The 24,942-nt window shown below is 57.9% G+C and carries 26 protein-coding genes and 1 pseudogene; 17 read left to right on the forward strand and 10 right to left on the reverse strand.

Annotated features, from left to right (window positions below):
• Positions 1-91: 91 nt before the first annotated feature.
• The 8 genes from NL116_RS16835 (at position 92) to NL116_RS16870 (ending at position 6,206) form a co-directional block, all read left to right on the forward strand.
• On the forward strand, positions 92-1,156 hold the full coding sequence (locus NL116_RS16835; protein WP_494373163.1) for an NAD(P)H-dependent flavin oxidoreductase: 1,065 nt from the start codon (positions 92-94) through the stop codon (positions 1,154-1,156).
• A gap of 154 nt (positions 1,157-1,310) precedes the next feature.
• Positions 1,311-2,078 carry a molybdate ABC transporter substrate-binding protein gene (modA, locus tag NL116_RS16840; RefSeq protein WP_494373164.1) on the forward strand — a complete coding sequence of 256 codons (768 nt, stop codon included), beginning with the start codon at positions 1,311-1,313 and terminating at the stop codon, positions 2,076-2,078.
• Positions 2,079-2,759 (forward strand): molybdate ABC transporter permease subunit, encoded by a 681-nt coding sequence (gene modB, locus NL116_RS16845; protein WP_494373165.1) that lies wholly within the window; start codon positions 2,079-2,081, stop codon positions 2,757-2,759.
• A 2-nt stretch (positions 2,760-2,761) separates the two neighbouring features.
• On the forward strand, positions 2,762-3,841 hold the full coding sequence (gene modC / locus NL116_RS16850; protein ID WP_494373166.1) for a molybdenum ABC transporter ATP-binding protein: 1,080 nt from the start codon (positions 2,762-2,764) through the stop codon (positions 3,839-3,841).
• A 78-nt stretch (positions 3,842-3,919) separates the two neighbouring features.
• Entirely contained in the window at positions 3,920-4,960 is a 1,041-nt protein-coding gene (locus NL116_RS16855) for a DNA topoisomerase IB (RefSeq protein ID WP_494373167.1), read from the forward strand.
• Positions 4,961-5,032: 72 nt separating this feature from the next.
• Positions 5,033-5,254 (forward strand): hypothetical protein, encoded by a 222-nt coding sequence (locus tag NL116_RS16860; RefSeq protein ID WP_494373168.1) that lies wholly within the window; start codon positions 5,033-5,035, stop codon positions 5,252-5,254.
• Between the two features lie 129 nt (positions 5,255-5,383).
• On the forward strand, positions 5,384-5,614 hold the full coding sequence (locus tag NL116_RS16865) for a hypothetical protein (protein WP_007946177.1): 231 nt from the start codon (positions 5,384-5,386) through the stop codon (positions 5,612-5,614).
• Positions 5,615-5,921: 307 nt separating this feature from the next.
• Positions 5,922-6,206, forward strand: coding sequence for a hypothetical protein (locus tag NL116_RS16870; protein WP_494373169.1), 285 nt, complete (start codon positions 5,922-5,924; stop codon positions 6,204-6,206).
• A 1,155-nt stretch (positions 6,207-7,361) separates the two neighbouring features.
• On the opposite strand, the gene NL116_RS16875 is transcribed toward NL116_RS16870, so the two are convergent.
• From NL116_RS16875 to ehuR, 9 genes are all read right to left on the reverse strand, one after another.
• A complete protein-coding gene (locus NL116_RS16875) occupies positions 7,362-8,060 on the reverse strand; it encodes an ion channel (protein ID WP_494373170.1) in 699 nt (232 codons plus the stop codon).
• 477 nt (positions 8,061-8,537) lie between these two features.
• Positions 8,538-9,932 carry an aspartate aminotransferase family protein gene (locus NL116_RS16880; protein WP_494373171.1) on the reverse strand — a complete coding sequence of 465 codons (1,395 nt, stop codon included), beginning with the start codon at positions 9,930-9,932 and terminating at the stop codon, positions 8,538-8,540.
• Positions 9,933-9,955: 23 nt separating this feature from the next.
• On the reverse strand, positions 9,956-11,428 hold the full coding sequence (locus NL116_RS16885; RefSeq protein WP_494373172.1) for an NAD-dependent succinate-semialdehyde dehydrogenase: 1,473 nt from the start codon (positions 11,426-11,428) through the stop codon (positions 9,956-9,958).
• A gap of 145 nt (positions 11,429-11,573) precedes the next feature.
• On the reverse strand, positions 11,574-12,053 hold the full coding sequence (locus NL116_RS16890) for an Lrp/AsnC family transcriptional regulator (RefSeq protein WP_494373173.1): 480 nt from the start codon (positions 12,051-12,053) through the stop codon (positions 11,574-11,576).
• Between the two features lie 95 nt (positions 12,054-12,148).
• Positions 12,149-13,150, reverse strand: a complete 1,002-nt coding sequence (gene doeB / locus NL116_RS16895; RefSeq protein WP_494373174.1) for a N(2)-acetyl-L-2,4-diaminobutanoate deacetylase DoeB — start codon at positions 13,148-13,150, stop codon at positions 12,149-12,151.
• 3 nt (positions 13,151-13,153) lie between these two features.
• On the reverse strand, positions 13,154-14,344 hold the full coding sequence (gene doeA, locus NL116_RS16900) for an ectoine hydrolase DoeA (protein ID WP_494373175.1): 1,191 nt from the start codon (positions 14,342-14,344) through the stop codon (positions 13,154-13,156).
• A 43-nt stretch (positions 14,345-14,387) separates the two neighbouring features.
• On the reverse strand, positions 14,388-15,380 hold the full coding sequence (gene eutC, locus NL116_RS16905) for an ectoine utilization protein EutC (protein ID WP_494373176.1): 993 nt from the start codon (positions 15,378-15,380) through the stop codon (positions 14,388-14,390).
• Between the two features lie 34 nt (positions 15,381-15,414).
• On the reverse strand, positions 15,415-16,386 hold the full coding sequence (gene eutB, locus NL116_RS16910; protein WP_494373177.1) for a hydroxyectoine utilization dehydratase EutB: 972 nt from the start codon (positions 16,384-16,386) through the stop codon (positions 15,415-15,417).
• Positions 16,387-16,493: 107 nt separating this feature from the next.
• The gene (gene ehuR / locus NL116_RS16915; protein WP_494378078.1) at positions 16,494-17,888 is read right to left on the reverse strand and encodes a MocR-like ectoine utilization transcription factor EhuR; all 1,395 of its coding nucleotides are present in this window, start codon (positions 17,886-17,888) and stop codon (positions 16,494-16,496) included.
• A 280-nt stretch (positions 17,889-18,168) separates the two neighbouring features.
• Here ehuR and ehuB point away from each other — a divergent pair, with 280 nt between their 5' ends.
• The 4 genes from ehuB (at position 18,169) to ehuA (ending at position 21,282) form a co-directional block, all read left to right on the forward strand.
• A complete protein-coding gene (ehuB, locus tag NL116_RS16920) occupies positions 18,169-19,026 on the forward strand; it encodes an ectoine/hydroxyectoine ABC transporter substrate-binding protein EhuB (protein ID WP_494373178.1) in 858 nt (285 codons plus the stop codon).
• Positions 19,027-19,094: 68 nt separating this feature from the next.
• Positions 19,095-19,754, forward strand: a complete 660-nt coding sequence (gene ehuC, locus NL116_RS16925) for an ectoine/hydroxyectoine ABC transporter permease subunit EhuC (protein WP_494373179.1) — start codon at positions 19,095-19,097, stop codon at positions 19,752-19,754.
• Positions 19,751-20,407 (forward strand): ectoine/hydroxyectoine ABC transporter permease subunit EhuD, encoded by a 657-nt coding sequence (ehuD, locus tag NL116_RS16930; protein ID WP_494373180.1) that lies wholly within the window; start codon positions 19,751-19,753, stop codon positions 20,405-20,407. Before ehuC ends, ehuD begins: the two co-directional genes overlap by 4 nt.
• 80 nt (positions 20,408-20,487) lie before the next feature.
• Positions 20,488-21,282: an ectoine/hydroxyectoine ABC transporter ATP-binding protein EhuA gene (ehuA, locus tag NL116_RS16935; protein WP_494378079.1), complete on the forward strand. Its 795-nt coding sequence runs from the start codon at positions 20,488-20,490 to the stop codon at positions 21,280-21,282.
• A 193-nt stretch (positions 21,283-21,475) separates the two neighbouring features.
• Here the strand turns inward: ehuA and NL116_RS16940 are convergent.
• Positions 21,476-21,607: pseudogene (locus NL116_RS16940) on the reverse strand (DNA adenine methylase); the annotation flags it as partial.
• 690 nt (positions 21,608-22,297) lie between these two features.
• On the opposite strand from NL116_RS16940, the gene NL116_RS16945 reads away from it, so the two are divergent.
• The 5 genes from NL116_RS16945 to NL116_RS16965 all read left to right on the forward strand — a co-directional run bounded on the left by NL116_RS16945 (position 22,298) and on the right by NL116_RS16965 (position 24,927).
• Positions 22,298-22,933: an antA/AntB antirepressor family protein gene (locus NL116_RS16945; protein ID WP_494373181.1), complete on the forward strand. Its 636-nt coding sequence runs from the start codon at positions 22,298-22,300 to the stop codon at positions 22,931-22,933.
• Positions 22,934-23,097: 164 nt separating this feature from the next.
• Positions 23,098-23,739, forward strand: coding sequence for a hypothetical protein (locus NL116_RS16950; protein WP_494373182.1), 642 nt, complete (start codon positions 23,098-23,100; stop codon positions 23,737-23,739).
• Positions 23,740-23,952: 213 nt separating this feature from the next.
• Positions 23,953-24,252, forward strand: a complete 300-nt coding sequence (locus tag NL116_RS16955; protein ID WP_494378080.1) for a type II toxin-antitoxin system HigB family toxin — start codon at positions 23,953-23,955, stop codon at positions 24,250-24,252.
• Positions 24,252-24,611, forward strand: a complete 360-nt coding sequence (locus NL116_RS16960; RefSeq protein ID WP_494373183.1) for a helix-turn-helix domain-containing protein — start codon at positions 24,252-24,254, stop codon at positions 24,609-24,611. Before NL116_RS16955 ends, NL116_RS16960 begins: the two co-directional genes overlap by 1 nt.
• Positions 24,612-24,648: 37 nt before the next feature.
• A complete protein-coding gene (locus NL116_RS16965) occupies positions 24,649-24,927 on the forward strand; it encodes a hypothetical protein (protein WP_494373184.1) in 279 nt (92 codons plus the stop codon).
• Positions 24,928-24,942 lie beyond the last annotated feature (15 nt).

Genomic DNA, 24,942 nt, shown 5'->3' on the forward strand with positions numbered 1-24,942 from the left:
AGCCAAAAGTCGACTGGCCCTTCACCCTCGATAGCTGGTAAAAAACCGGTTCAACCGTCCCTGCCCTGTTTTGACGTCGGAGAATTATTGAATGAGCGAATGGCCAGACACCCGCATTCTTGACCTGCTCGGGATCGAGCTGCCGATCATCCAGGCCCCTATGGCCGGCGCCAATGGATCGGCCATGGTCATCGCCGCAAGTAACGCCGGTGGCCTGGGCTCGATGCCTGCAGCAATGCTGAGCATCGAGCAACTGCGCGATGAGCTGAAGACAATTCGCCAGCACAGCCAGCGCCCGTTCAACATCAACTATTTCTGCCATCAACCTCCGGCCCCGGATGAGCAACGCGCCCAGGATTGGAAGAACCTGCTCGAACCTTACTACCGGGAACTGGGTGCTGATTTCGATTCGCCGCCTCCGGTTTCAAATCGTGCTCCGTTCGATGCCGCTGCCTGCGCGGTCGTCGAAGAGTTTCGCCCTGAAGTCGTCAGTTTTCACTTCGGCCTGCCGGAACGATCCTTGCTCGACCGGGTGAAAGCCACCGGCGCAAAGATCCTTTCCTCAGCGACCACGGTTGAGGAAGCCCTCTGGCTGGAACAGCACGGCTGCGACGCAATTATCGCCATGGGTTACGAGGCCGGCGGTCACCGCGGGATGTTCCTCAGTGAAGATCTGAGCAGCCAGGTGGGGACGCTTGCCCTGGTGCCACAGATTGTCGATGCGGTGAACGTGCCGGTAATTGCGGCCGGGGGGATCAGCGATGCGCGCGGCGTTGCGGCGGCCTTTATGTTGGGCGCCTCAGCAGTGCAGGTGGGCACGGCTTATTTGTTCACGCCAGAAGCCAAAGTCAGCGCATCTCACTACAAAGCGCTACGCACCGCCAAAGAAAGCGAGACCGCTGTCACCAACATTTTCACCGGCCGCCCGGCACGCGGCATTCTCAATCGGGTGATGCGCGACATTGGCCCGATCAGCGATAAAGCGCCGAAGTTTCCACTCGCCGGCGGTGCGCTAATGCCGTTGCGAGCCAAGGATGAAGCGGATTTCAGCAACCTGTGGGCCGGGCAGGCGTTCAGGCTTAGCGCTGAAATGACGACGGCGGAGTTGACCCGACGCCTGGCGGATGAAGCACTGGCCAAGCTGCTCCGTCGATAAACCACACCCCTTAGCCGCTGCCGAAACATGCAGCAGCGGCTGCACCTCCATGCAACGGCATAAACCAACGCATTCCGTTTGAAGGCATTACGCTATATATTCTTCTATATAGCGCCTCACCCTTTGCTGCACTTGCCTATAACGGAGCCGTTTCATGACCCTGCGTGCCTCACGTTTTGCCCCCACTTGCCTCGCCAGCCTGCTTGCTGTATTTGCTTTCGGCTCCGCACACGCGGACGAAGTCCAGGTCGCTGTCGCGGCCAACTTCTCTGCTCCGATCCAGGCCATCGCTGCCGATTTCGAAAAAGACACCGGACACAAACTGGTCGCGGCTTATGGTGCCACCGGCCAGTTCTACACTCAGATCAAGAATGGCGCGCCGTTCGAAGTGTTCCTCTCGGCCGACGACACCACGCCGCAAAAACTTGAAACCGAAGGCGACACGGTCAAGGGTTCGCGCTTCACCTACGCCATTGGAACCCTGGCCTTGTGGTCGGCCAAAGACGGCTATGTCGATGCCAAGGGCAACGTGCTGAGCGACAATCGATACCAGCATCTGTCCATCGCCAACCCCAAGGCCGCACCTTACGGCCTCGCCGCGACTCAGGTACTGGCCAAGCTGGGCCTGACCGACAAGGTCAAGGACAAAATCGTTGAAGGCCAGAACATCACCCAGGCCTACCAATTCGTCTCAACCGGCAACGCCGAACTGGGTTTCGTAGCCTTGTCGCAGATCTTCAAAGACGGCAAAGTCATTGGCGGTTCGGCGTGGATCGTTCCAGCCGACATGCACGACCCGATCAGACAAGACGCGGTGATTCTCAACAAAGGCAAGGACAACCCGGCCGCCAAGGCACTGGTTGAGTACCTCAAGGGTCCGAAAGCCGCTGCTGTCATCAAATCCTACGGTTACCAACTCTAAATGACGCTGACGAGTGCCGATTTCTCCGCCATCTGGCTGACCCTAAAACTGGCGTCGCTGACGACTGCCATCCTGTTGGTCATCGGCACTCCGATTGCGTTATGGCTGTCGCGCACCCACTCCTGGCTGCGCGGCCCGGTCGGGGCGATCGTCGCCCTGCCCCTGGTCCTGCCGCCCACAGTGATTGGCTTTTATCTGTTGCTGGCGCTGGGGCCGCATGGCTTTGTTGGCCAGCTCACTCAATCGCTGGGGTTTGGCACCCTGACATTCAGTTTTGCGGGGTTGGTCGTTGGCTCGGTGCTGTATTCGATGCCATTCGTGATTCAACCACTGCAAAACGCGTTTTCCGCCATTGGCACTCGCCCTTTGGAAGTCGCCGCGACCTTGCGCGCCAATCCGTGGGACACCTTCTTCAGCGTGATCCTGCCGCTCGCACGACCGGGTTTTATCACGGCGGCGATTCTCGGCTTCGCCCACACCGTCGGCGAGTTCGGCGTGGTCTTGATGATCGGCGGCAACATTCCGGACAAGACGCGTGTGGTGTCGGTGCAGATCTACGACCATGTCGAGGCCATGGAATACGCCCAGGCCCATTGGCTGGCCGGGGCGATGCTGGTGTTTTCCTTTGCGGTGTTGCTGGTGCTCTACTCCAGCCGTAAAACCAAAGCAGGCTGGGGTTGATCATGATCGAGATGCGTTTGCAACTGAGCTATTCGGGCTTCGCCCTGGACCTGGACCTGCAATTGCCCGGTCGTGGCGTGACCGCGCTGTACGGACACTCGGGTTCGGGAAAAACCACCTGCCTTCGCTGCATCGCCGGACTGGAAAAAGCTCAACAGGGATTTATCCAGGTCAACGATGAGGTCTGGCAAGACAGCGAAAAGAAGATTTTCGTGCCGCCTCATAAACGTGCGCTGGGTTATGTCTTCCAGGAAGCCAGCCTGTTTCCCCATTTATCAGTAATGGCGAATCTGCAATTCGGCCTCAAGCGCATCCCGAAGCAGCAGCGCCGGGTCGACATGGGCCATGCCACGGAATTGCTGGGGATCGGGCATCTGCTGGAACGACACCCGCAGCACCTTTCCGGCGGCGAGCGGCAGAGGGTCGGCATCGCCCGCGCACTGCTCACCAGCCCGAAATTGCTGCTGATGGATGAACCGCTGGCGGCGCTGGACAGTCAGCGCAAAAACGAAATCCTGCCTTACCTGCAACGCCTGCACGATGAGCTGGACATTCCGGTGCTTTACGTCAGTCACTCGCAGGATGAGGTCGCCCGATTGGCCGACCATATCGTCTTGCTGAGCGAAGGCAAGGCGCTGGCCAGCGGCCCCATCGGCGAGACCCTCGCCCGTCTCGACTTGCCACTGGCGTTGGGCGATGACGCAGGGGTGGTGATCGAGGGACATGTCAGCGCGTATGACGCCCACTATCAATTGCTGACCCTGCAATTGCCCGAGACCGAACTGGGCATTCGCGTCGCCCATGCGCCCATGCCTCTGGGCCAGGCATTGCGTTGCAAGGTTCAAGCGCGCGATGTCAGCCTGAGCCTGCGAAGCGTCGAGCAAAGCAGCATCCTCAATCGCTTGCCGGTGACCGTGATCAGTGAAATCGGCGCCGACAACGCCGCCCATGTGCTGATCCGTCTGAACGCTGCCGGCACGCCACTACTGTCTCGTATCACCCGCTACTCCCGGGACCAGTTGGGCGTGCATCCCGGCCAGCAACTCTGGGCACAAATCAAAGCGGTGGCGGTGCTGGCCTGAGTCTTTTTGGCACCAACGACAAATGAGTGCGGTCAATGGCTGTACTGGCCCCTGATTTGTAGCCGAGGACGACTCGCCATGCCCGATACCACGCTGCCTGATGTACTGCCTCCCGACCTGCATTATGTCGAGGACACGCAGCCCGGAATCAGCCGAAAGCTGCTGCGTGGAAAATTTTGTTACTTCGATCCTGCGGGCCAGCGCATTACCGATCCGGACGAAATCAAACGCCTCAACGCCCTCGCAGTGCCCCCGGCTTATACCGATGTATGGATTTGCGCCGACCCGCGCGGCCATCTGCAAGCCACCGGCCGCGACGCTCGCGGTCGCAAGCAATACCGCTACCACGCACGCTGGCGCGAAGTGCGCGATGCCGACAAATATTCGCGCCTGCGCGATTTCGGCCTGGCGCTGCCGAAACTGCGCAAGCAGCTTGAAACCCTGTTGGCCGCGCCCGGCTTCAGCCGGGACAAGGTCATGGCAACCGTCATAACCTTGCTTGATGCGACGCTGATCCGGGTCGGCAACACGCAGTACGCCCGGGACAATCGTTCCTACGGCCTGACCACACTTCGCAGCCGTCACGTTGAGGTCAACGGCAGCGCCATTCGCTTCCAGTTCCGCGGCAAGAGTGGCGTCGAGCATCAGATCACCGTGAGAGACCGACGTCTGGCCCGGATCATCAAGCGTTGCCAGGAAATCCCCGGACAAAACCTGTTTCAATACCTGGACGAAAACGGCGAGCGACACACCGTCAGCTCCGCCGACGTCAACGCCTACCTGCAAACCCTCACCGGCGCCGATTTCACCGCCAAGGATTACCGCACCTGGGCGGGCAGTGTGATGGCGTTGTCGGTGTTGCGCGAATTGCAGTGGGAGCCTGAGTCGGATGCAAAACGCCAGGTTGTTCAAATGGTGAAGAACGTCGCCAGACAACTGGGCAACACGCCCGCGGTGTGCCGAAAATGCTACATCCACCCGGCGGTACTCGACGCGTACATGCTCGGTGCTCTGGCTGATTTGCCTCGACCAAGGTTGCGTAAAGGGCTCAGGCCAGAGGAAGTCGGGATGGCCATGTTCCTTGAACGCATGATCGCCAGCGCTGAAGCGACGAATTGACCTGTCTATTTTTTGCACGATCACAAAGAACTTCTATAGTTGATCTGAACAAGAATTAGCTACGGTGGCGCCATGGAAGACATTTTCGTTGTGAAACGTTGCAACAAGATCATCATTCATGGCCGCCGAGCCGGAGAAACCGTTCACCCACCGCCCGACGCCGCCGTCTGGTACCGCATCGCCGACACTCGAACGCAGGGTTTCATCGGTGACGGATTTGATGCGGAAGCCGATGCCAGGCGGGAATGCCAACGGTTGAACGCCACATTGCAAGTGATGGTCCGGCAAGGATGATGAAAAGGTACCTGTCTATTCCGGGTCTATACTAAAAAGCTGAAGGATCGGCGACCCCAACGGCAGAAAGCTCGCACTTGGCGGGCTATTTGCTGCCATTTTCCAGGTTCTTCAACGGAGGTGTTTTCCATGTCCGAAAAAGAGTCCATCACCACCCTCCTCACCCTGCTTGACTCGCGGCAGGCTCGACTTGCTGCCGCCTGCAAGGAAATTGCCGACTGGGTCGATCACCAGGGGGGGCACCCGACAGCCCTCAGAATTCGTGATCGGCTGAACGACATCGAAAAAGACACTCCCCTGATTCGAAACACGCTGTCGTCGTTAAAACCTGTCGACCCGCCTCTCCCACGGTTCAGATGATTCGCGCCGTACACGCGACGCGAGAACAGAGCCTGTTTCAGGACGCATGAACGGCGACCTTATTGTCACCGCGCATGTGCCTGCCTGAATGCCTGCGGCTACATCTTCCAACCCGGCTTGTGCCGGGCTTATTATTTGCGACATCTCTTTCACGCAGCCTTTACCACGCACGCCCTGCAGCGAGTCACTCCTTTGAAGAATCACCGTGGTCTGCCCGCATGCTGGCCTTTTTTTGCCCGCCGGGCAGCCATCGAACGCTGGCGTTTACGATGGGTCAAACAAGCACACGTCGCGAAGGAGACGTTCCATGATCACCCACTACAAAGTCAGCGGGCATCTGGCCTGCGGCCACAAAGGCAGCAACCTCACGTCCACCCGAGAACTGAACCGCGTGAAATGCAGAAGCTGCCGAAACACCGATGCGTACAAGGAAGCGCGCAAGGCGCAACGCAATGCAACACGCCGTGCCGCACGCAAAGCCAAAGCCACTCCCACCGCCAATGACTGGCGCGCCGCCTGGACCGAACGGCTGACCGCCATGGCCGGGTTGCAAAGACTGCCTCGTGGTTTTAGTGGCCAGCCTTTTGTGTAACAGGCTCATTCGACAGCGGGGTCGACTTCGTTCGACCCACTGCTGATCAACGCGCTAGCGGGCGCCATCACTTCAGCGAGCGACATGCGCTTGAATGCTTCGAACAGTCGCCGCCCCTCCTCAGGCGCGGTCGGTTTGCGTCCCCGACCCGATATCACGCATCACCGGCTGCGCTTGAGCGATGCCGTAATACTGCTCGAGCCGGTCTGAATAGACCTCGCGCAACGCTTGTGCATCCTGGGTAGCTATTCATGCCGTTTCTATAGTGCCGATGGGGTCCAGCGCGCACTTGGCCAACCCCGCGCGGGACTTCAGCGATTATGTGCGGCGCACCACGGACACGGGAGTTTGGGCGAGTGAACGTTGGGCTAATAAATCCGGCAAACATCCCGAATGAGATCAATACTCATCCTGTCATGTTGTGGACACTATGATGGGCCGCCGATTCGGCTTGACTCAGTTTCGTTCGAGGTGACGCCATGTTTTTGAAAGTGATTTTCATCTACTGGCCGCTGCTGTCGGTCATCATCGCCGCAGCGCTGAGCCGACTTGTCCAGAACGCCAAGGTTGCTGATCGTGCGCTAGAGGCGCAGTAATATTCATCCGCGACAAAGCTTCCACACCTTTTAGCCAACTCTCTGCAGTTCGGCAGGCCATCAGCCTCATTCCAGCATCGAATAAAAAACGATAAAACTTGAAGCACATCCGACTGCAAAAACTGCCGCCCCAAACATGACGGTATGAAGCAGAGGATGTTTCCACATAGCGCTAATCTCCTATTGCCATCATCCTTGAATGTTTGAGTACGAGCACCAGAGCAATATCCAAGCCATTTGTTATTCAGATCTGGGGACAGGTCACGGCAACGAGGCAACCCTTTCGGGTCGATATATTCGTTTTGCTTTATGGTGAATTCCCCACATCAGGGGGATAACTTTCCCTAAATCCGGTGCTGGGCTCCAAAATAGTGGAGACATCAGTACAGCCAGACACGCGCAAAAAAGTTTGCACACAGTCTGGGTCGTTTTTGGCCTTTCCTGACAAATAGAAATCGACCATTGGCAGTCGGTCGGAGGTGTCTGCTAAATCAGGGACGGATCAATCATTAATGCCCGGAGGCGGCACAGGCAAATCGAAAGTCACTTAAATCGAAAGTCACTTAGTCTGATTCGATGGATAAAGACCGGCAAACCGCGCTATCACAACACCCACGTAAAAGACGCCTGAAAATTCTTCGACCATCACCAGTGAGCGGGCATGGTTGGTCAACGGGATTACGTCACCGTAACCGGTGGTTGTGAGCGTCGTGAGGCTAAAATAAATCAGTTTGAAGAAAGTGCCGGGCTGTACGAAGTCGAGGTGGCTAGGGCCAAATGAGCCAGGGCTGGATATCTCGACCAGTGCATAAACGAAGGACCAACCGAAGGCCAGCATGATGTAACCCGCTAGCGCGCCATGCAGCTTGTCGGCTGTAATTGGCCCGCGCTTGAGAATATAGCGAAGCACTCCGCTAAACGAGACTGCCAGAGACGCCGTATAAGCGATCCCGGCAAGGTTAAGAATCGCGACACTCTCGGCCCACAACGCCGTCCATTGAAGGCCAACCCCCAGCAACGCCAGGCCCAGTTTGAGAATGAACCCCCGCCGAGTCTGCCTAGTGGCGGAAGCCCCCACGAGCAGCACGATTGAAAACAGAATGCCAAGCAACGTACGAGCAAATATACCTTCCTCAAGAAAGGGAAACAGGAGGATCAATCCTAATAAGAGCAGCAATAGATAAGTGTGGGGACCTTTCCCCATAACCATCTGAGCTAAATCCTCGTCGGATTCGGCTTTATCTTGCGGAATTGTCATATCGGTTTCCCAGAGGTCGCAGTAACGCACGAGACCTGACGTTGCACGGTTGAAATCTGACCTGGCTTTAGAATAGTCGGAAGTGCAACTCTAGCCGCGAAGGTAGGTGGGAGCTGATCCAGTGATGGCAGTTGCAAACCTGCTTCAACCTGATTGCCCCCTCGGAGAACATCGAGACGATGTGTGAAAACAAGGAGTGTTATCAAATGCCCCCTCTTTACGGGGATGCGGATCGAAAGACGGCATAAGCCGTATGCAGCCTGTTGTGAAGGGCATTCGATCTCGCAACGCACGCAGTCTCGACCGGAACAAGCGGCTACAGAAGGCCCCACGTTTGGCGGGCTCATTGATTTGGGAGGGAAGTCAAGGTCAACAAAAGCCCGCACAAGGCGGGCTATTCATCGATGGGGGGCAAGGCCAAAACTGGCGGTAAAAAACCACCCGACGGTGAAAGATCGAGCGGTTTTACGGGGAGAGCTATAAGGCTTGACCCAGTATCTCGCTGGCCACGTGATCGACCGCGCTTTTGGTGATGTCGACGATCAGGTCGGCTTCTTCCTCGGTCAGGATCAACGGAGGTGCAAAGCCTAGAATGTCGCCATGGGGCATCGCCCGGGCAATCATGCCGCGCTCAAGACAGGCTGCCGATACTTTCGGACCGACCTTCAATGCCGCATCGAAGGGTGTGCGTTGTTCACGATCGGCCATGAACTCGACCGCGGCCAGCATGCCGTCGCCGCGCACTTCGCCCACCAGCGGATGGCCTTCCAGCGTTTCGCGCAGCCGACGGTTCAGGTAGCTGCCGACCTTCTCGGCATTGGCCGTCAGGTTTTCCCGCTCCAGGATGTCGAGGTTAGCCAAGGCCGCCGCCGCGCAAATCGGATGCCCGGAGTACGTCCATCCATGCCCCATGGCACCTTGGGATTCTGAGGCTTTTTCGATCACGTCCCAGACCTTTTCACCAACGATCACTGCCGATAAAGGCGCGTAGGCGCTGGTCAGGCCTTTGGCCGTGGTGATCAGGTCCGGACGCATGCCGTAGCGTTGACTACCCATCTTCGAACCCAGGCGACCGAAGGCGCAGACCACTTCGTCGGCGATCAATAACACGTCGTACTTGTTCAACACCGCTTGTATGGCGGCCCAGTAGCCGGCCGGTGGAACGATGATGCCGCCGGTGCCCATCAGCGGTTCACCGATGAACGCGGCCACGGTGTCCGGCCCTTCGGCCAGGATCATTTTCTCCAGTTCGTCGGCGCAATAGCGCACGAACGCCGCTTCATCCATGCCGGCCGGTGCCTTGCGGTACCAGTGCGGGCAAACCGTATGTTTGACGCCTTCTACCGGCAGGTCAAAATGCTGATGGAAGGTCGGCAGGCCGGTCAGACTGCCGGTCATGATGCCCGAGCCGTGATAACCGCGATCACGGGAGATGATTTTCTTCTTCTGCGGGCGACCCAATACGTTGTTGTAGTACCGCACCAGTTTGACCTGGGTTTCGTTAGCGTCGGAACCGGACAGGCCGTAGTAGACCTTCTTCATCCCCTCCGGAGCCCAGTCGATGATGCGGCTCGACAGCTCGATAATGGCCTCGGTCGAGTGCCCGACATAGGTGTGGTAATACGCCAGCTCCTTGGCCTGCTTGTAGATTGCATCGGCAACTTCAGTGCGCCCGTAGCCGATGTTCACACAGTACAGCCCGGCAAAGGCGTCGATAAAGTCACGACCTTCGTGATCGCGGATACGAATGCCTGACGCGCTCTTGATGATGCGTCCCTTGAGCGCGCCGCTGGCGTGGTCATGGGCATGGGTGGACGGGTGCATGAAGTGCGCGCGGTCTTGTTCGAACAACGAATCGAGTTCTTGGTTCATGGCATGTCTCCTGAGAACTGGCCTTAGAACTGGCCTTGATGGTGCAGGCAAAAGTATTTGGTTTCGACAAAGGCTTCGAAGCCCTCGGTGCCACCTTCGCGGCCCAGCCCCGAGGCTTTCATGCCACCGAACGGGATCGGATGGCCGGTAAACTTGACGCCATTGACCGCGACCATGGCGTGGTCGAGGCGGCGAATCAGGGGGTAGATCTGGTCCAGGCGGTTGGAACAAATGTAGGCAGCCAGACCGTATTCGGTGTCGTTGGCCATTTCGATCGCTTGCTCGAGGGTGTCGAAAGGCATGACGCCAGCGATGGGTGCGAAATTCTCTTCACGGTAGATGCGCATCTGCGGCGTAACGCCGGACAGAACTGTCGGCTGATAGAACAACCCACCAAGGGCATGTGCTTCGCCACCCACCAGTCGCTGGGCGCCAAGTTGCAGGGCGTCTTCGACGCGCGCAGTCGTGGCATCAAACGCGGCCTGATGCATCAGCGGGCCGATGTCGACGCTTTGCTCCTGATCACCCACCAACGCCGGGCCGACCCGCAGCGAGCGGACGGCAGCGGCAAAGCACTTGAGAAATTCCGGGTAGAGCGACCGCTCGACCATGATCCGGTTGGCTGCACAGCAATCCTGGCCGGAGGTCTGGAACTTGGCCTCCACCGCGACTTTCACCGCCAGTTCCAGGTTGGCATCAGCGCAGACAATGAATGGCGCGTTGCCGCCCAACTCCAGTGACACCTTCTTCACATCCTGGGCCGCCGCTTGCAGGACCAACTTACCGACGCGGGTTGAGCCGGTGAAGCTGACCGAGCGCACACGACTGTCTTGCACCAGGGTTTGCATGGCCATTTGCGGTTCGCCCAGCACCACGTTGAACACGCCAGCCGGGAAGCCCGCCTCCTCGGCCAGTTGCGCCAGAGCCAACGCGGAAAACGGCGTTTCATGGGCCGGTTTGATCACCACGGTGCAACCGGCCGCCAGTGCCGCAGCGGCTTTACGGGTGATCATTGCCGAAGGGAAATTCCACGGGGTCAGCAGCGCACAGACACCCACCGGCTCCTTGATCGTGCCCAAATGCGCTCCTGGGATATGGCTGGGGATGTTCTGCCCGTAAAGGCGCCGCGCCTCTTCGGCAAACCAGGGAATGAAGCTGGCGGCGTAAGCGATTTCGCCGCGTGACTCAGCCAGGGGTTTGCCTTGTTCCAGGCTGAGGATGTGCGCCAGGTCTTCCTGATGCTCAAGAATCAATGCCGCCCAGCGCCGCAGAATCGTCCCGCGGGCATCCAGGCTTTGTTCACGCCAGGCTGAAAACGCCCGGTGTGCGGCATCAACGGCGGCGATGATCTGTGGCTGATCGAGCATCGGAACATGACCGATCAACGTTTGATCGGCCGGGTTGTGCACGGCGACGCTGTGGCCGCTGTCACTGTGGACCCAATGCCCGTTGACGTAGCAGAGCGCTTTGAACAACAGCGGATGTTTGTATGTCATGGCGTTCACTCCGAACCGTGTGCGTGAGTCCATGCTAGGCCAGCACAGCCCGGGTGATTTGGCGTTTGACGGGGTGTAACCCCCGTTTTTTTCTGTTTATGCACCGACAAACAGGGGCTTTTTGCGGTGAGGGTTTTGCCACGGTTTATGGCTCTTGCGCCAGATCGGTCGGCAGGGCACCCGCGGTCTTGATGATCTTGGTCACGATGTAGGTGAAGTAGCGCTCAATGCCAAGGTCATCGAGCAACAACTGGTCGATAAACCGCTGGTAATGGTCGATGTCTCGCGCCTGAATCATTGCCATGTAATCAACACCGCCACCGGTGGCGTAACAGAACGCCACTTCGGCGGCCTCGTTCATGCGTTGCTCGAAACGCCGCATGTCTTGGGCGGTGTGCCGGGCCAGGGTGATTTCCACCAGCACTTGCTGGCTTTTGAACACCGCGTTCCAGTCGATTTGCGCCCGGTACCCTTTGATCAGCCCAAGCGCCTCCAGCTTGCGAACTCGCTCCCATGCCGGGGTCACCGAAAGATTGATCGCCTCGGCCAGGCTCGACTTGGTGATCCGACCGTCTTCGGCGAGGATTCGCAGGATATTCAGGTCATACCGATCGAGCTTGTGCATGGTCCGGGGGACTCCGGTTGATTAAAGAGGTTAGGCTGGAACACTGACTTGCGGGAGCGAGCAGGCTCGCTTCCACAAGGTGTCGGTCCAACCTGTCAGGTCAATACATCGGCGATGACCGCAACGGTGTCGCCACAGCGCACCAGCCCGGGAAAATGCCGCGCAGCCAGTAAACCACTGCGAGCGGCGCGATACTCCACTGGGGCGACGCCACTGCGAGTGGCGTCGTAAACGCGGGCGATCACCTCGCCCTTGCTCACTTTGTCGCCCAGATCGCGGCACATTTCCAGCAAGCCATCGTGTTCACTGGCGATGAAGCAAGTGGCATCGGGCATATCGAGCATGATTGACGCCGTGGTCTGGATCTCACCTTCCAGAAGCCCCGCATGTATCAACACATTGCGCACCCCGCGCTCGGCAATCGCCACACTGCGCGCCGTGGACGTGCCCCCGCCACCCAGCTCGGTGGTGACAAATACTTTGCCCTGACGCTCGGCGGCGGTGTCGTACATCGCCCCGGCATCGAGTTCCAGCATGCGCATGCTGTAGGGAGCATTGAAGGCGCGCATGCCGGCTTCGCATTGCGCCTGCTGACTTTTGTCGGGCAGCACATGACAAGCCGCGAACGGCAGGAAATCCAGGGTGCGGCCGCCGGAATGAATGTCCAGCACGATGTCGGCCAAGGGCAACAAGGTTCGGTTGAAGTAATCGGCGATTTTCTCGGTCACGGTGCCGTCCGGCTTACCGGGAAAACTGCGATTGAGGTTGCCCTTGTCGATCGGCGACGTGCGCCGCCCGGCATGGAACGCCGGGGTGTTCATGAACGGGATGATAATCACCCGCCCCGTGACATCGGCGGCCGTCAGGCCCTGGGCCAGTTTGCTCAACGCGACCGGACCTTCGTATTCGTCACCGTGGTTACCGCCGGTGAGGAGCGCGGTCGGACCCTGACCGCGCTGAATCACTGTGACCGGAATCATCACCGCACCCCAGGCCGAGTCGTCCCGGGAGTACGGCAATTTGAGGAATCCGTGCTGCACGCCATCGCGGGCAAAATCCACGGTGGCGCTGATCGGATTGTCAGGCAATTCGCTCATGGCTCAATCCTTCACGAACAATTGGCGTGGCACGTTACACAGCGTCTCGACGCCGGTCTCGGTGATCAGAATGCTTTCGGTGATTTCCAGCCCCCAATCGTCCATCCACAGGCCCGGCATGAAGTGGAACGTCATGCCCGGTTGCAACACGCTGGTGTCGCCGGGACGCAGGCTCATGGTGCGTTCGCCCCAGTCAGGCGGGTAGCTGATGCCGATCGGGTAGCCGCAACGGCTGTCCTTGTGGATGCCGAACTTCTCCAGCACGTTGAAAAACGCGACGGCAATGTCGCCGGTGGTGTTGCCCGGTTTCGCTGCTTCCAGCCCCGCGGCGATGCCTTCGACCACAGCTTTTTCGCCGTCCAGAAAGTGCTGAGGTGGTTTGCCCAAATAGATCGTGCGCGACAGCGGGCAGTGATAACGCTTGTAGCAACCGGCGATTTCAAAGAAGGTCCCGGCACCTTTTTCAAACGGCGAATCGTCCCAGGTCAGGTGCGGGGCACTGGCGTCGGCACCGGTCGGCAAGAGCGGTACGATGGCCGGGTAATCGCCGCCATGGCCATCAGCGCCGAGGATCCCGCTGCTGTAGATTTCAGCCACCAGCTCATTTTTGCGCATGCCCGGCTCGATCCGTTCGAAGATCCGCCCGTGCATGTTTTCGACGATGCGCGCAGCGATGCGCATGTAGGCGATTTCCTGGGGTGACTTGATCGCTCGCTGCCAGTTCACCAACCCGACCGCGTCGATCAGCCTGGCCTGCGGCAGATTTTTCTGCAGCGACAAATACGCCGCGGCACTGAAGTAATAGTTATCCATTTCCACGCCGATGGTCAGCGCGTCCCACCCCCGGGCACTGATGACTTCCCGCGACAGGTAATCCATCGGGTGGCGTTCCCGGGACTGCACATAGATGTCCGGGTAACCGACGATGTTCTCGTGCTGCATGAACACCGTGCGCTTGGCGCCGTTGGCGTCTTGCCCGCGACCGAACCAGACCGGCTCGCCGTCGAGCGCCAACAACACGCATTGGTGAACGTAAAACGACCAACCGTCATAGCCGGTCAACCAGGCCATGTTCGACGGATCGGTGACCAGCAACAGCTCGATGCCCTGAACCTGCATGGCCACTCGAGCCTTGGCCAGACGCTGGGCGTATTCCTCCCGTTCGAACGGGAGATTGACGACTATCTGAGACATGCACATGCCCTCTGATAAATGACGCACGGATGAAAAAAGTGGATTAGCTGCCGAACTGAAAACCCTTGCCGGTCGAGCGCGCGCGCTCAAAGGCCAGATTGGCCATGGCGGTGTCTTGGGCACCGGTTCCGGTGAGATCGCACAAGGTGACTTGCGTATCGCTGGTCCGACCCGGGCGCTGGCCCGCGAGTATTTGCCCCAACTCGGCCAAGCCCGATTCGTCGGCAATAACGTCGGCCGCCAGAGCGTGATGCAATTCGCCGAGGATTCGCGTCTGGCTCAAGCGATCCGCCACGTAGCAGTCGACTTGTGCCAGCGCCTGGGGGGCAATTTCGTTTTTGTGTTCGGCATCGGAACCCATGGCGGTGATGTGCAGGCCGGGGTGCAGATGGCGCGCTTCAATCAAGGGTGCGCGGCTTGGGGTGCAGGTGATTGCAATGTCCACGCCGGTCATGGCCTCGTCGATGCTCGCGCAAGGCGTGACCGTCAGACCGCTGTCGCGCACCAGCTCGGCGCTGAAGGCTTCGGCCTTGGCGTAGTCACGGGCCCAGACTCGAACGAATTCAATCGACCGCACCAGACGCAACGCCTGAAGCTGTAACGCGGCCTGCTCGCCAGCCCCGATCAGCGCGACGCTGCGACTGTCGACCCGCGACAGGGCTCGCGCAGCGACTGCACCGGCCGCCGCGGTGCGTACCGCGGTCAGGTAACCGTTATCCAACAGCAAGGCATCGAGCAAACCGGTGCGTGCCGACAGCAACATCATCATGCCGTTGAGGCTCGGCAGGCCAAGTTTCGGGTTGTCGAAAAAACCCGGGCTGACCTTGATCGCAAAACGCTCCAGGCCCGGCAGATAGGCCGTCTTCACGTCCACTTCGCCATTGTGTTCGGGGATGTCCAGACGCAAGATCGGCGGCATCGCCACCGCCGCTGTGGCCAGCAGCACGAAGGCTTGTTCGATGGCTTCGATGCTCGGCAGGTCCAATGCCACACAAGCTCGCAGATCTGCTTCGCTCAATAAGGTGATCTCACTCATCAATGCGGCACTCCTGAGTTGTTATTGTTTGGGTTCACGCCTCTGCGCCCGCGAGGACGCGCAGGTGCTGATCGATGTCGACGTTACGGCCGCTGACCACCACGACGATCGGCCCGCGCGGCTCAATCACTCCCTCCAGCAACGCGGCAATCCCGACCACGGCCGCGCCTTCGAGCACAAGTCGCTCCTCGCGATAGGCATGGCGGATGGCATTGGCGATGGACGTCTCACTGAGCAAATGCAAGTGATCGCACAGGTTGCGGGTCATGTTGAAGGTGTAACGGTTGTCCGGGCCGATGCCGCCGCCGAGCGAGTCGGCCAAGGTCGGCAGCTCTTCGACGTCCACCGGATGCCCGGCTGCGAGGCTGGCGTGCATGGCCGCACCGCGTTGCATGCTGATGCCGTGAGTGACGATGTTTGCACTGGCACTTTTGATTGCCAGCGCGACGCCGGCAAACAACCCGCCGCCGGACAGCGGCACGAGGATTTGCGCCACGTCCGGTTGCTGTTCGAGGATTTCCAGACCGAGGGTGCCCTGCCCGGCGATGATGGCCGTATGATCGAACGGCGGCAGCAAGGTCGCGCCCTGCTCGTCGGCCATCCGTTCGGCTTCACGCTGGGCATCGTCCTGAGACTGGCCGACGATGCAGACTTCGGCACCCAGATCCCGAATGGCCTGAACCTTGTTCGCGGGCACCCGATGCGAGAGACAGATCGTCGCCTTCACGCCTTGCCGGGACGCGGCATACGCCAGTGCCCGACCGTGATTACCGGTCGACGCCGCCACCACGCCACGTGCTTTCTGCTCGGCGCTGAGCTGCGCCACGGCATTGCTCGCGCCGCGCAGTTTGAAACTGCCGGTGATTTGCTGGGATTCGAGCTTGAGGTAGACCGCCACGCCCAATCGCTGCGAAAGACTCGGCGAGTATTCCATGGCGGTACGCCGTACCAGCGATTCGATGCGCTGGCGAGCGAGGTAAATATCGTTTAGCTGCAGCGCTGACATGACCGCGTCCCGAATGAGGTGTTGGGCGCAGTCTAAGAGGGCTGGATTGTCGCGATGAATGTACTAGGGCAATTTAGCCGACAAAGTTTTTGGCGGACTTTTCCCGATCAAAAATCGTGGATTTGGGGGTACTGCCCGAATATCTCGCGCATGCTCATCAATGCGTCCCGCATTTCTTCGTCGCTGCATTCGGCGCCGACACACATCCTCACCGCTCGAGCCCGAGGCGTTCCACGCACGGTGAATGGGTCAGGAGACGTGACGGCAATGTGACGGTGACGCAGGGCCCGCACCAGGCTGTCGACCTCCCAATGCGGGGGAATGCCGACCCACGCATTCAATGCATAAGGATGCTGGCCAAGCAGGTGCTCGCCCAGGTATTCGCTGACCATCGACTGACGGCCGGCCAACAGTTTGCGCTGCAAACGCACAAGTGTGTCGGCGCGCCCGTCGCGAATCCAGCGCGCGGCGATTTCGGAGACCATGGGCGTGGCCATCCAGCTATTGACCCGCAAAATGCTCTCGGTGCGTAGCGCCAGACGCTTGGGCACCACCAGGTAGCCAATGCGTAAACCGGTGAGCACTGACTTGGTCATGCTGGTGCAATAGAACGACAGTTCTGGCAGGTAATGGCTTATCGGCGGCGCGCGATGTTCATCCAGCAACGGACCGTATACATCGTCCTCGATGATGTGCACGCCGAAACGTCGGGCAATGTCGGCAATCTCCCGCCGACGACTGTCCGGCATCAAGCTGGTGGTCGGGTTGTTCAGGTTCGGCGTGCACACCAGCGCGGTGATGCGCTCGTTGCTGCACATGTCTTCGAAATGTTCCGGGTCAATGCCATAGCGGTCCATTTCCAGGCCTTTGAGGGTAAACCCCAATACCTGAGAGTTGCCGATTACTCCGTGATCGGTCACCCCTTCGCAGAGCACAACGTCATCGGGACCAGCCAGTGAGGCCAGCGCAAGGAAGATACCGTGGGCCGCGCCATTAGTAATCAGGATGTCGTCGCGCTCAACCCGCAGTCCTTGCCGTCCGATCCAGCGCATGGCCTCTTCGCGGTGCGACTCGAAACCGGCAATCGGACGAAATGCGTGAATCCACGGCTGATCCTCTTCCGTGCTGAGCTCACGGCAAGTGTCACGCCAGAACTGGTCGTGCTCGCGGGTGTGCAAGATCCTTGCGATGGAAAAATCCACCAGCGCGCGTTCGGGGCTATCGAGAATATAAGTAGCCACGCGATCGCTCATTCGCCGCGACACAAAGCTGCCGCGCCCGACTTCGCAACGCACCAGCCCCTGACGCTCCAGCTCTTTATAGGCGTTGGTGACCGTCTGCACGCTGATGCCCATGGCATCGGCAACATTGCGCTGAGGCGGCAGGCGCTGATCGTTGGCCAAAACACCCTTTTCGATATCGTCGGCAATCGACTGCACCAGAATCTTGTATTTGGACTCGCCGCTGCGGGCGATCTGCAATGCTGCTTTCCACTTGTCCATCAGCGCTAAAACCCGCGTCTGTGCTCGTCGGGACAGCATCCCGCGAGAATCCATGCAAAGCAATTGTCCTAGTGCAATGCAATGAGGCTCAGGGCTTTTGTATGCTCGGTTCAAGGTCGATAGCCGGGCACGTTTCACGCCCCACAACAAAACCAGTCGATCTGTACCGGAACTGCGCCCCGCTCCATGGGATCAGTCTTTGTACGCTTTGCTCTTGTAACACTGCCTCCTACCACAGAGCCGTCAACGACGGATCCACAAGAAACAGGAGATTTTATCGATGAGCAATTTCCCCTCCGGCACCACCCATGCTTTGCGTCGTCTGTTCGTGGCTTGCGCGATGTTCGGCCTGGCCGCCAGCGCCCAAGCCGCTACAACTCTGGAAACCGTCAGACAAAACAGCAGCATCCGTATCGGTTATGCCAACGAAACCCCGTTCGCCTATACCGAAACCGATGGCAGGGTCACCGGTGAGTCACCGGAAATCGCTAAAGCCATCTTCGCCAAAATGGGCATCAAACAAGTTGACGGCGTGTTGACCGAATGGGGCTCGTTGATTCCGGGCCTGCGGGCTGGGCGTTTCGACGTGATTGCTGCCGGCATGTACATCACCCCGGCCCGCTGCAAGCAGGTGTTGTTTACCGATCCGCAGTATCAACTGCCGGACGCGCTGCTGACCGCCAAAGGCAACCCGAAGGGTCTGCACAGCTACGAAGACATCGCCAAGAATCCCGAGGTGAAACTGGCGATCATGGCCGGTACGGTGAACCTGGCGTATGCGCGGGATTCAGGCGTGAAAGACGCACAGATCCTCCAGGTACCGGACACCACCGCCCAGTTGCAAGCCGTGCGCGCCGGTCGGGCCGATGCCGCCGTGGGTACTCAATTGACGATGAAAGGCCTGGCCGCCAAGGGTGGCGACAAAGTCGAAGCAGTCACCGAGTTCAAGGACGACCCGTCGCACATCGGTTACGGTGCTCTCGCCTTCCGCCCGGAAGACAAAGACCTGCGCGATGCGGTCAATGCCGAGATGAAAAAGTGGTTGGGCTCCGAAGAGCACCTCAAGGCAGTCGCACCTTTCGGGTTCGACAAATCCAACGTGACAAGCAAAACGGCTGCCGAGCTCTGCGCTCAATAGTCGAAACAGGCATGGCGCCACGGCGCGATCCCTATTTCCCTACTTAGTCCGGATGGCCAGGTTTAACCATGGGTGAATTACTTCCGCTATTGATACAAGGCGCCTGGGTCACGCTCCAGGTGACATTCTTCGGTTCGCTGCTGGCGATTGTCGCGGCGATTCTCGCGGCCCTGGGGCGCATGTCGCCATGGCGGCCATTGCGCTGGTTTTCCATTGCCTACATTGAAGTGTTTCGCGGTACGTCGTTGCTGGTGCAATTGTTCTGGCTGTTTTTCGTGCTGCCGCTGCCGCCGTTCAACCTTGAACTGAGCCCCTACAGCGTGGCCATCGTCGGCCTCGGCTTGCACATCGGCGCTTACGGCGCGGAGGTGATGCGCGGTGCAATCAGCTCTGTCGCCAAGGGTCAGTACGAGGCGTCCACGGCGCTGAACTTCAGCGGCTACAAGCGCTTTCGCCGCATCATTCTTCCACAGGCATTGCTGGCGGCTATCCCGCCGGGCACCAACCTGCTGATCGAACTGCTGAAAAACACCTCGCTGGTGTCGCTGATCACGTTGTCTGACCTGAGCTTCCGGGCTCGGCAACTGGATCAGGCGACCTTCCAGACCCTGGAGATTTTCAGCCTGGCGTTGGTGATGTATTTCGTCCTGGCCCAAGCCATCAACATCGGCATGCGCCAGATTGAACGCCGCCTGGCTCGCGGGCGGATGCGTGGAGGTCTGTCATGACGCTGTTCGACTGGACCTATGCCTGGCAGATCCTCCCTGATTTGCTTCGCGCTTCGCTTAACACCGTGGGGATTACCCTGATCGGCTTCCTGATCGCCATTGTGCTGGGGCTGTTCCTGGCCATCGGCCGACGCAGCCGCAGAGTCTGGCTGTCGTGGCCGGCTACCGCCGTGATCGAGTTCATTCGCAGCACGCCGCTGCTGATCCAGGTGTATTTCCTCTACTACGTGCTGCCCAACTACGGCGTCAGCATGTCGGCAATGCAAGTCGGGATTCTCGGCATCGGCCTGCATTACGCCTGCTACATCGCCGAGGTGTATCGCGGCGGCCTTGACGCCGTGCCGCGGGCGCAATGGGAGGCTGTCACCGCGCTGAACATCGCCCCGTACAGCGCTTATCGCAACATCATCCTGCCCCAGGCCTTGCGGCCAATCCTGCCGCCATTGGGCAACTACCTGGTGGCGATGCTCAAGGACACGCCGGTGCTGTCGGCGATTACCGTGGTGGAAATCATGCAACAGGCCAAGAACATCGGCTCCGAGAACTTCCGCTACCTGGAGCCGATCACCATGGTCGGTCTGTTTTTCCTCGCCCTGAGCATCGCCTTGGCTTATCTGGTACGGCGCCTTGAAGTGCGCCTGGAGCTACGCTAATGACTTCTTCACTCTCAACACCCAGCGACCTTTCCCGGCACAGCAACCCTACCCCACTGCATCCGCAGGAGGCTACGGCCATGCAGGAAACCCAATCGGTCAAGCCGATCGTCAGCTTCCAGGATGTCACCAAGAGCTACGGCAACTTTACTGTGCTCGATCACTTGAACCTGGACGTCACGCCGGGTGAAAAAGTCGCAATCATAGGCCCCAGCGGCTCGGGAAAATCCACACTATTACGGGTCCTGATGACGCTCGAAGGCATCGATGACGGACTGATCCGCATTGAAGACGACTTGCTGACCCACATGCCCAATCGCAACGGTGTATTGGTGCCAGCCAATGACCGGCACATCCGGCGAGTGCGTGGCAAGATCGGCATGGTCTTCCAAAGTTTCAACCTGTTCCCGCACATGACGGCCTTGCAAAACGTCATCGAGGCGCCCGTCCAAGTCCTCGGCATGAAACCCGCCGAGGCACGTGAACGTGCAGCGGATTTACTGGAATTGGTGGGGCTGGGCAGCAAACTCGGGCATTACCCGTCGCAGTTGTCCGGTGGTCAGCAACAACGGGTGGCCATCGCTCGGGCATTGGCCATGCGCCCGAAAGTCATGCTGTTCGACGAAGTGACCTCGGCGCTCGACCCGGAACTGTGCGGCGAAGTGCTCAACGTGATTCGCAAGCTCGGCGCCGAACACAACCTGACCATGTTGATGGTCACGCACCAGATGGGTTTCGCCCGGGAATTCGCTGATCGTGTGTGCTTTTTCTACAAAGGGCAGATTCACGAGCAGGGCACCCCGGCGCAAATCTTCGAACACCCGCAGCAGGAGCGCACGTGCGCATTTCTCAGTGCGGTAAAGGAAGCCAACTAGGCAAAATCCATCAGCCCTGGCCACCAGTCGGATCGATTACGCGTTGGATCGTTGTTCATCGTCCCGCCGGGGGATTGGTACAGCCAAAAGGAGTAGTTCATGACTCGCTTGACCTGTGGTGAATCTGCGGCGGTCGTTGAAGCGGATGGTAAACATAAGGAAAGAACCTGTCGGAGCTGTGGGCCTAGGGCGCCCGATCGTAGCGTTCGGCGCATTCCAGCCTAGGCAGGTTTTCCACGAACGTGCCGGAGAACCGATACCAGGCGGCCGATAGGTTTTCCTTGATGCGCAAGAGGTGGATTGTCGGAGTGGTGGTGGCCGAACCGCGCGCGGTGCTGGCCAGACCCCGGTCGGTCTTGAGCATGGCCAACGCCTTGTGGGTCTTCGGGATGCGATGGACCTTGCTTACTTGGCGGACCAATCCAATAATTGCGGACCGGAAACGAACAAGGGCCTGCGTGAGGTATCTCACGCAAGCCCTTGATATGTATGGTGCCCGAAGCCGGAATCGAACCGGCACGCCCTTACGAGCGGGGGATTTTAAGTCCTGAGTAAGATGCCCGGTTTACAAGGCTTTCGGCGTTATTCTGGGGCCGCAATCTTACTAAAGCCACGCCCTTACAGGCCAGATGCTACAAGACCTGCAAAACCATTGCGGCCCTGAAAACTGCAATCAAAAATCCTCAGGCTCGTCCTGGCTAACCAGACAAACGAGAATTGGTTTCGTATGCCGTTTGTGCATACGCCCTTCACCCCAAACTTGACGCGCTCCCGCTCCCGGTTTACCTTTCACCCGTCGCAGTCAATCCTGTGACACGGGCTTGGTAACCCGGATATGAATGGCGCACAGTGCCGCGAAAGCGGTTTTTTTGTGCTCGCTTTATGGCGAGCTGTGCGTGGGAGTCCTTCGGGGCTGCCGGGTCTCCATTCCCCGGTTTACCAACCTGCGTACAGTTCGCCTCCTTTCGCTTGGTAACGATGGTCGCGGACTCCAATCTGAGAATGGAGATTCACCATGTCGAACATCACGCTCGCCACACCAGAAACTCAACTCGTTCACGTCTTCAGCGGCCAGATCGACGGCATCAATGTCAGCCTCTGCAATGCCCGTGAACTGCATGCTTTCCTTGAGGTCGCTCGTGATTTCTCCACCTGGATGAACGAGCGCATAAAAAAGTATGGCTTTGAAGAGAATCGAGATTTTTTGATTTGCTCCCCAAATCCGGGGAGCGAAATTGCTTTGCAGACAACCAAAGCAAAACGCGGCGGACAAAATCGAAAGGATTACCATCTCACTCTGGACATGGCCAAAGAGCTATCGATGGTGGAGAACAACGAGCAAGGCCGAGCGGCTCGCCGCTACTTCATCAGAATGGAGCGAAAGGCACTTGAGGTCGCATCCGCCCAGCCCGCGCCCGAACTCCCACCGCTAATTGCCCAGCGCTGGTTGACGACCTTCGATAGCGCTGGACAGCAGCACACTCATCTACTGCCGATGGATGCCTGCATCATGACCGTACCGCGGTTCGTCGAGTACCTTACTTGCCCGCAGGAAATGGCATTAGAAAGACCTGAGCTGTTTGAGCTCACCATGAAACTAATGTCTATCCTTCAGCAGCGATACCTAAGCTCCAGCCAAACCACGCCTTAACCGGTGCCCTTTGCCTATACCTGCGTGCGTGCGTGCGTGCGTGCGTGCGTGCGCAGGATAATCACCGACTAAACCACCACACAGAAACAATTAGATACAGCATGAAGATGCAAACTGGCTCGAGCCACTTTAGTGTTGCATTTTTATTTATCTAGGGGACATGCGTGAAGAACATATTTTTTGGTTTGTTTTATGCCTTTGGAGCATTTGTAATACTGTATGGCGTGTACGATTTAGCGCGTGAAAAAAGTCCAATCGAATCAATAGCAGGACCAAGAATTAAAAACTCTGAAGGCACCGAGTTTGCCGTAACCGGGGACAATAAATACGAAATCTCCACTTACAAGGTATTGCTTCCGAGCGCTAAAAAATACATAAACAAAGTACACGAAATGGCGGTAGCCATTGATGCAATGGAATACGTACCTGAAGGCAAGGAGCTAGTGGCCACAAGCAAAAAAATGATTGGCCTTGAAAATGAGGGCGAGGTATTCGGAACACTTTTCAGTGAGCCAGCTACAAGTTTACACGCCTGTCGCTCTGCTGGGATGTACGCAAGAGTACTATGGGATGTATCAGCAGACATTATAAAAACAGAACCTATCGATGAGGCCATTAGAAATTACAATCAGTATGCACTCGAGTGCAACAAACAAACTCAAAATGAACCTGCACCTACAGTTACTATAGCTGGTCCACCAAAACAAAATACCCCACCATTTCATGGTTGCCTGGAGATCGTTCATCTCAAAGAAAAGCCAGTCATCAGCGAATGGACCTGTCCAGCTTCAATAGCTAAGTCTTGACCCAAGCAAGATCAGCTGAAACCTTACGAAAACTGCGTGCTGAGCAATACTTCCAACTGCCCGCTACCAGCCAGGAGCGGGCCCCCTCTCCGGCGTTCTGCCATGCGTTACCATTCCCCCTTCAGAAACACCAAAATTCCTTGCCTTGACACCTATAGGTGGTGGCACCATACTTCTCCCATAACGGGAGATAACCTTGAGAAACCGCAAGAAATGAGAGTTATCGCCAAGCGAACACTGAAAGATTTCTGGGAGAAGCCAGGATGCAAGGACGCTGAGCGACCACTCACGGAATGGCACAACATGATGCTTAAAGTGATTTGGGATACCCCTCAGGAACTGAAGGCTGACATTGCCACTGCGAGCATCATCAAAGGCGGTAGAGTCGTCTTCAATATCGCTGGCAACAAATATCGACTGGTGGCGGCCATTGATTACCGCCTGCAAATTGCATGGGTCAAGTTCATAGGCACCCACGCCCAGTACGATCAAATTGATGTGGAGACTGTGTGATGAACCTAAAACCGATTCGTAGCGAAGACGAGCTCAATAGCGCTTTTGCTCGCCTTGAGGCGCTTTGGGGAGCTGCTGCAGGATCTCCAGAGGGCGACGAGCTTGAAGTGCTCTCGATGCTGATCGAAAAATACGAAGACGATCATCATCCGATCGGGCCAAGCGATCCAGTCGAAGCGATCAAATTCATGATGGAACAGCAAGGGCTAAATGCTCGCGACCTTGAAGCGTTCATCGGCTCGAGCGGGCGTGTTTCTGAGGTGCTGAATCATAAGCGCTCGCTAAGCCTGGCCATGATAAAGCGACTACACAATGGTCTTCGAATTCCCTATGAAAGCCTATTGAGTGAAGTATCTTAAATGCAACCCAATGTCGTATAACGCAAGGAAAGACATAATGAACCTACTGCCAATCGAATATCACATCGAGGTTTACGAAGATTCTTTTATCAACGACCCTGTGTGGGACGCTACGACAACTACCCCATTTTTGGCGTTAAGCATCGGTGATCGCTTCGATCATAGGGGAATTGATGCTGTTTGGAGCAAGCTACCAAACGGCGAAATAGAGCTTAGAATTAAAGATCTCAACCACCTTTTATTTCAAACAAAAACCAACATAGTCCACAAACTAATGGTGAAGCTGGAGCTTGTAGGCCACACCCAGGATTTTTAATTACACGTACGGGAT

The sequence above is a fragment of the Pseudomonas sp. FBCC-B1667 genome, from assembly GCF_059133255.1.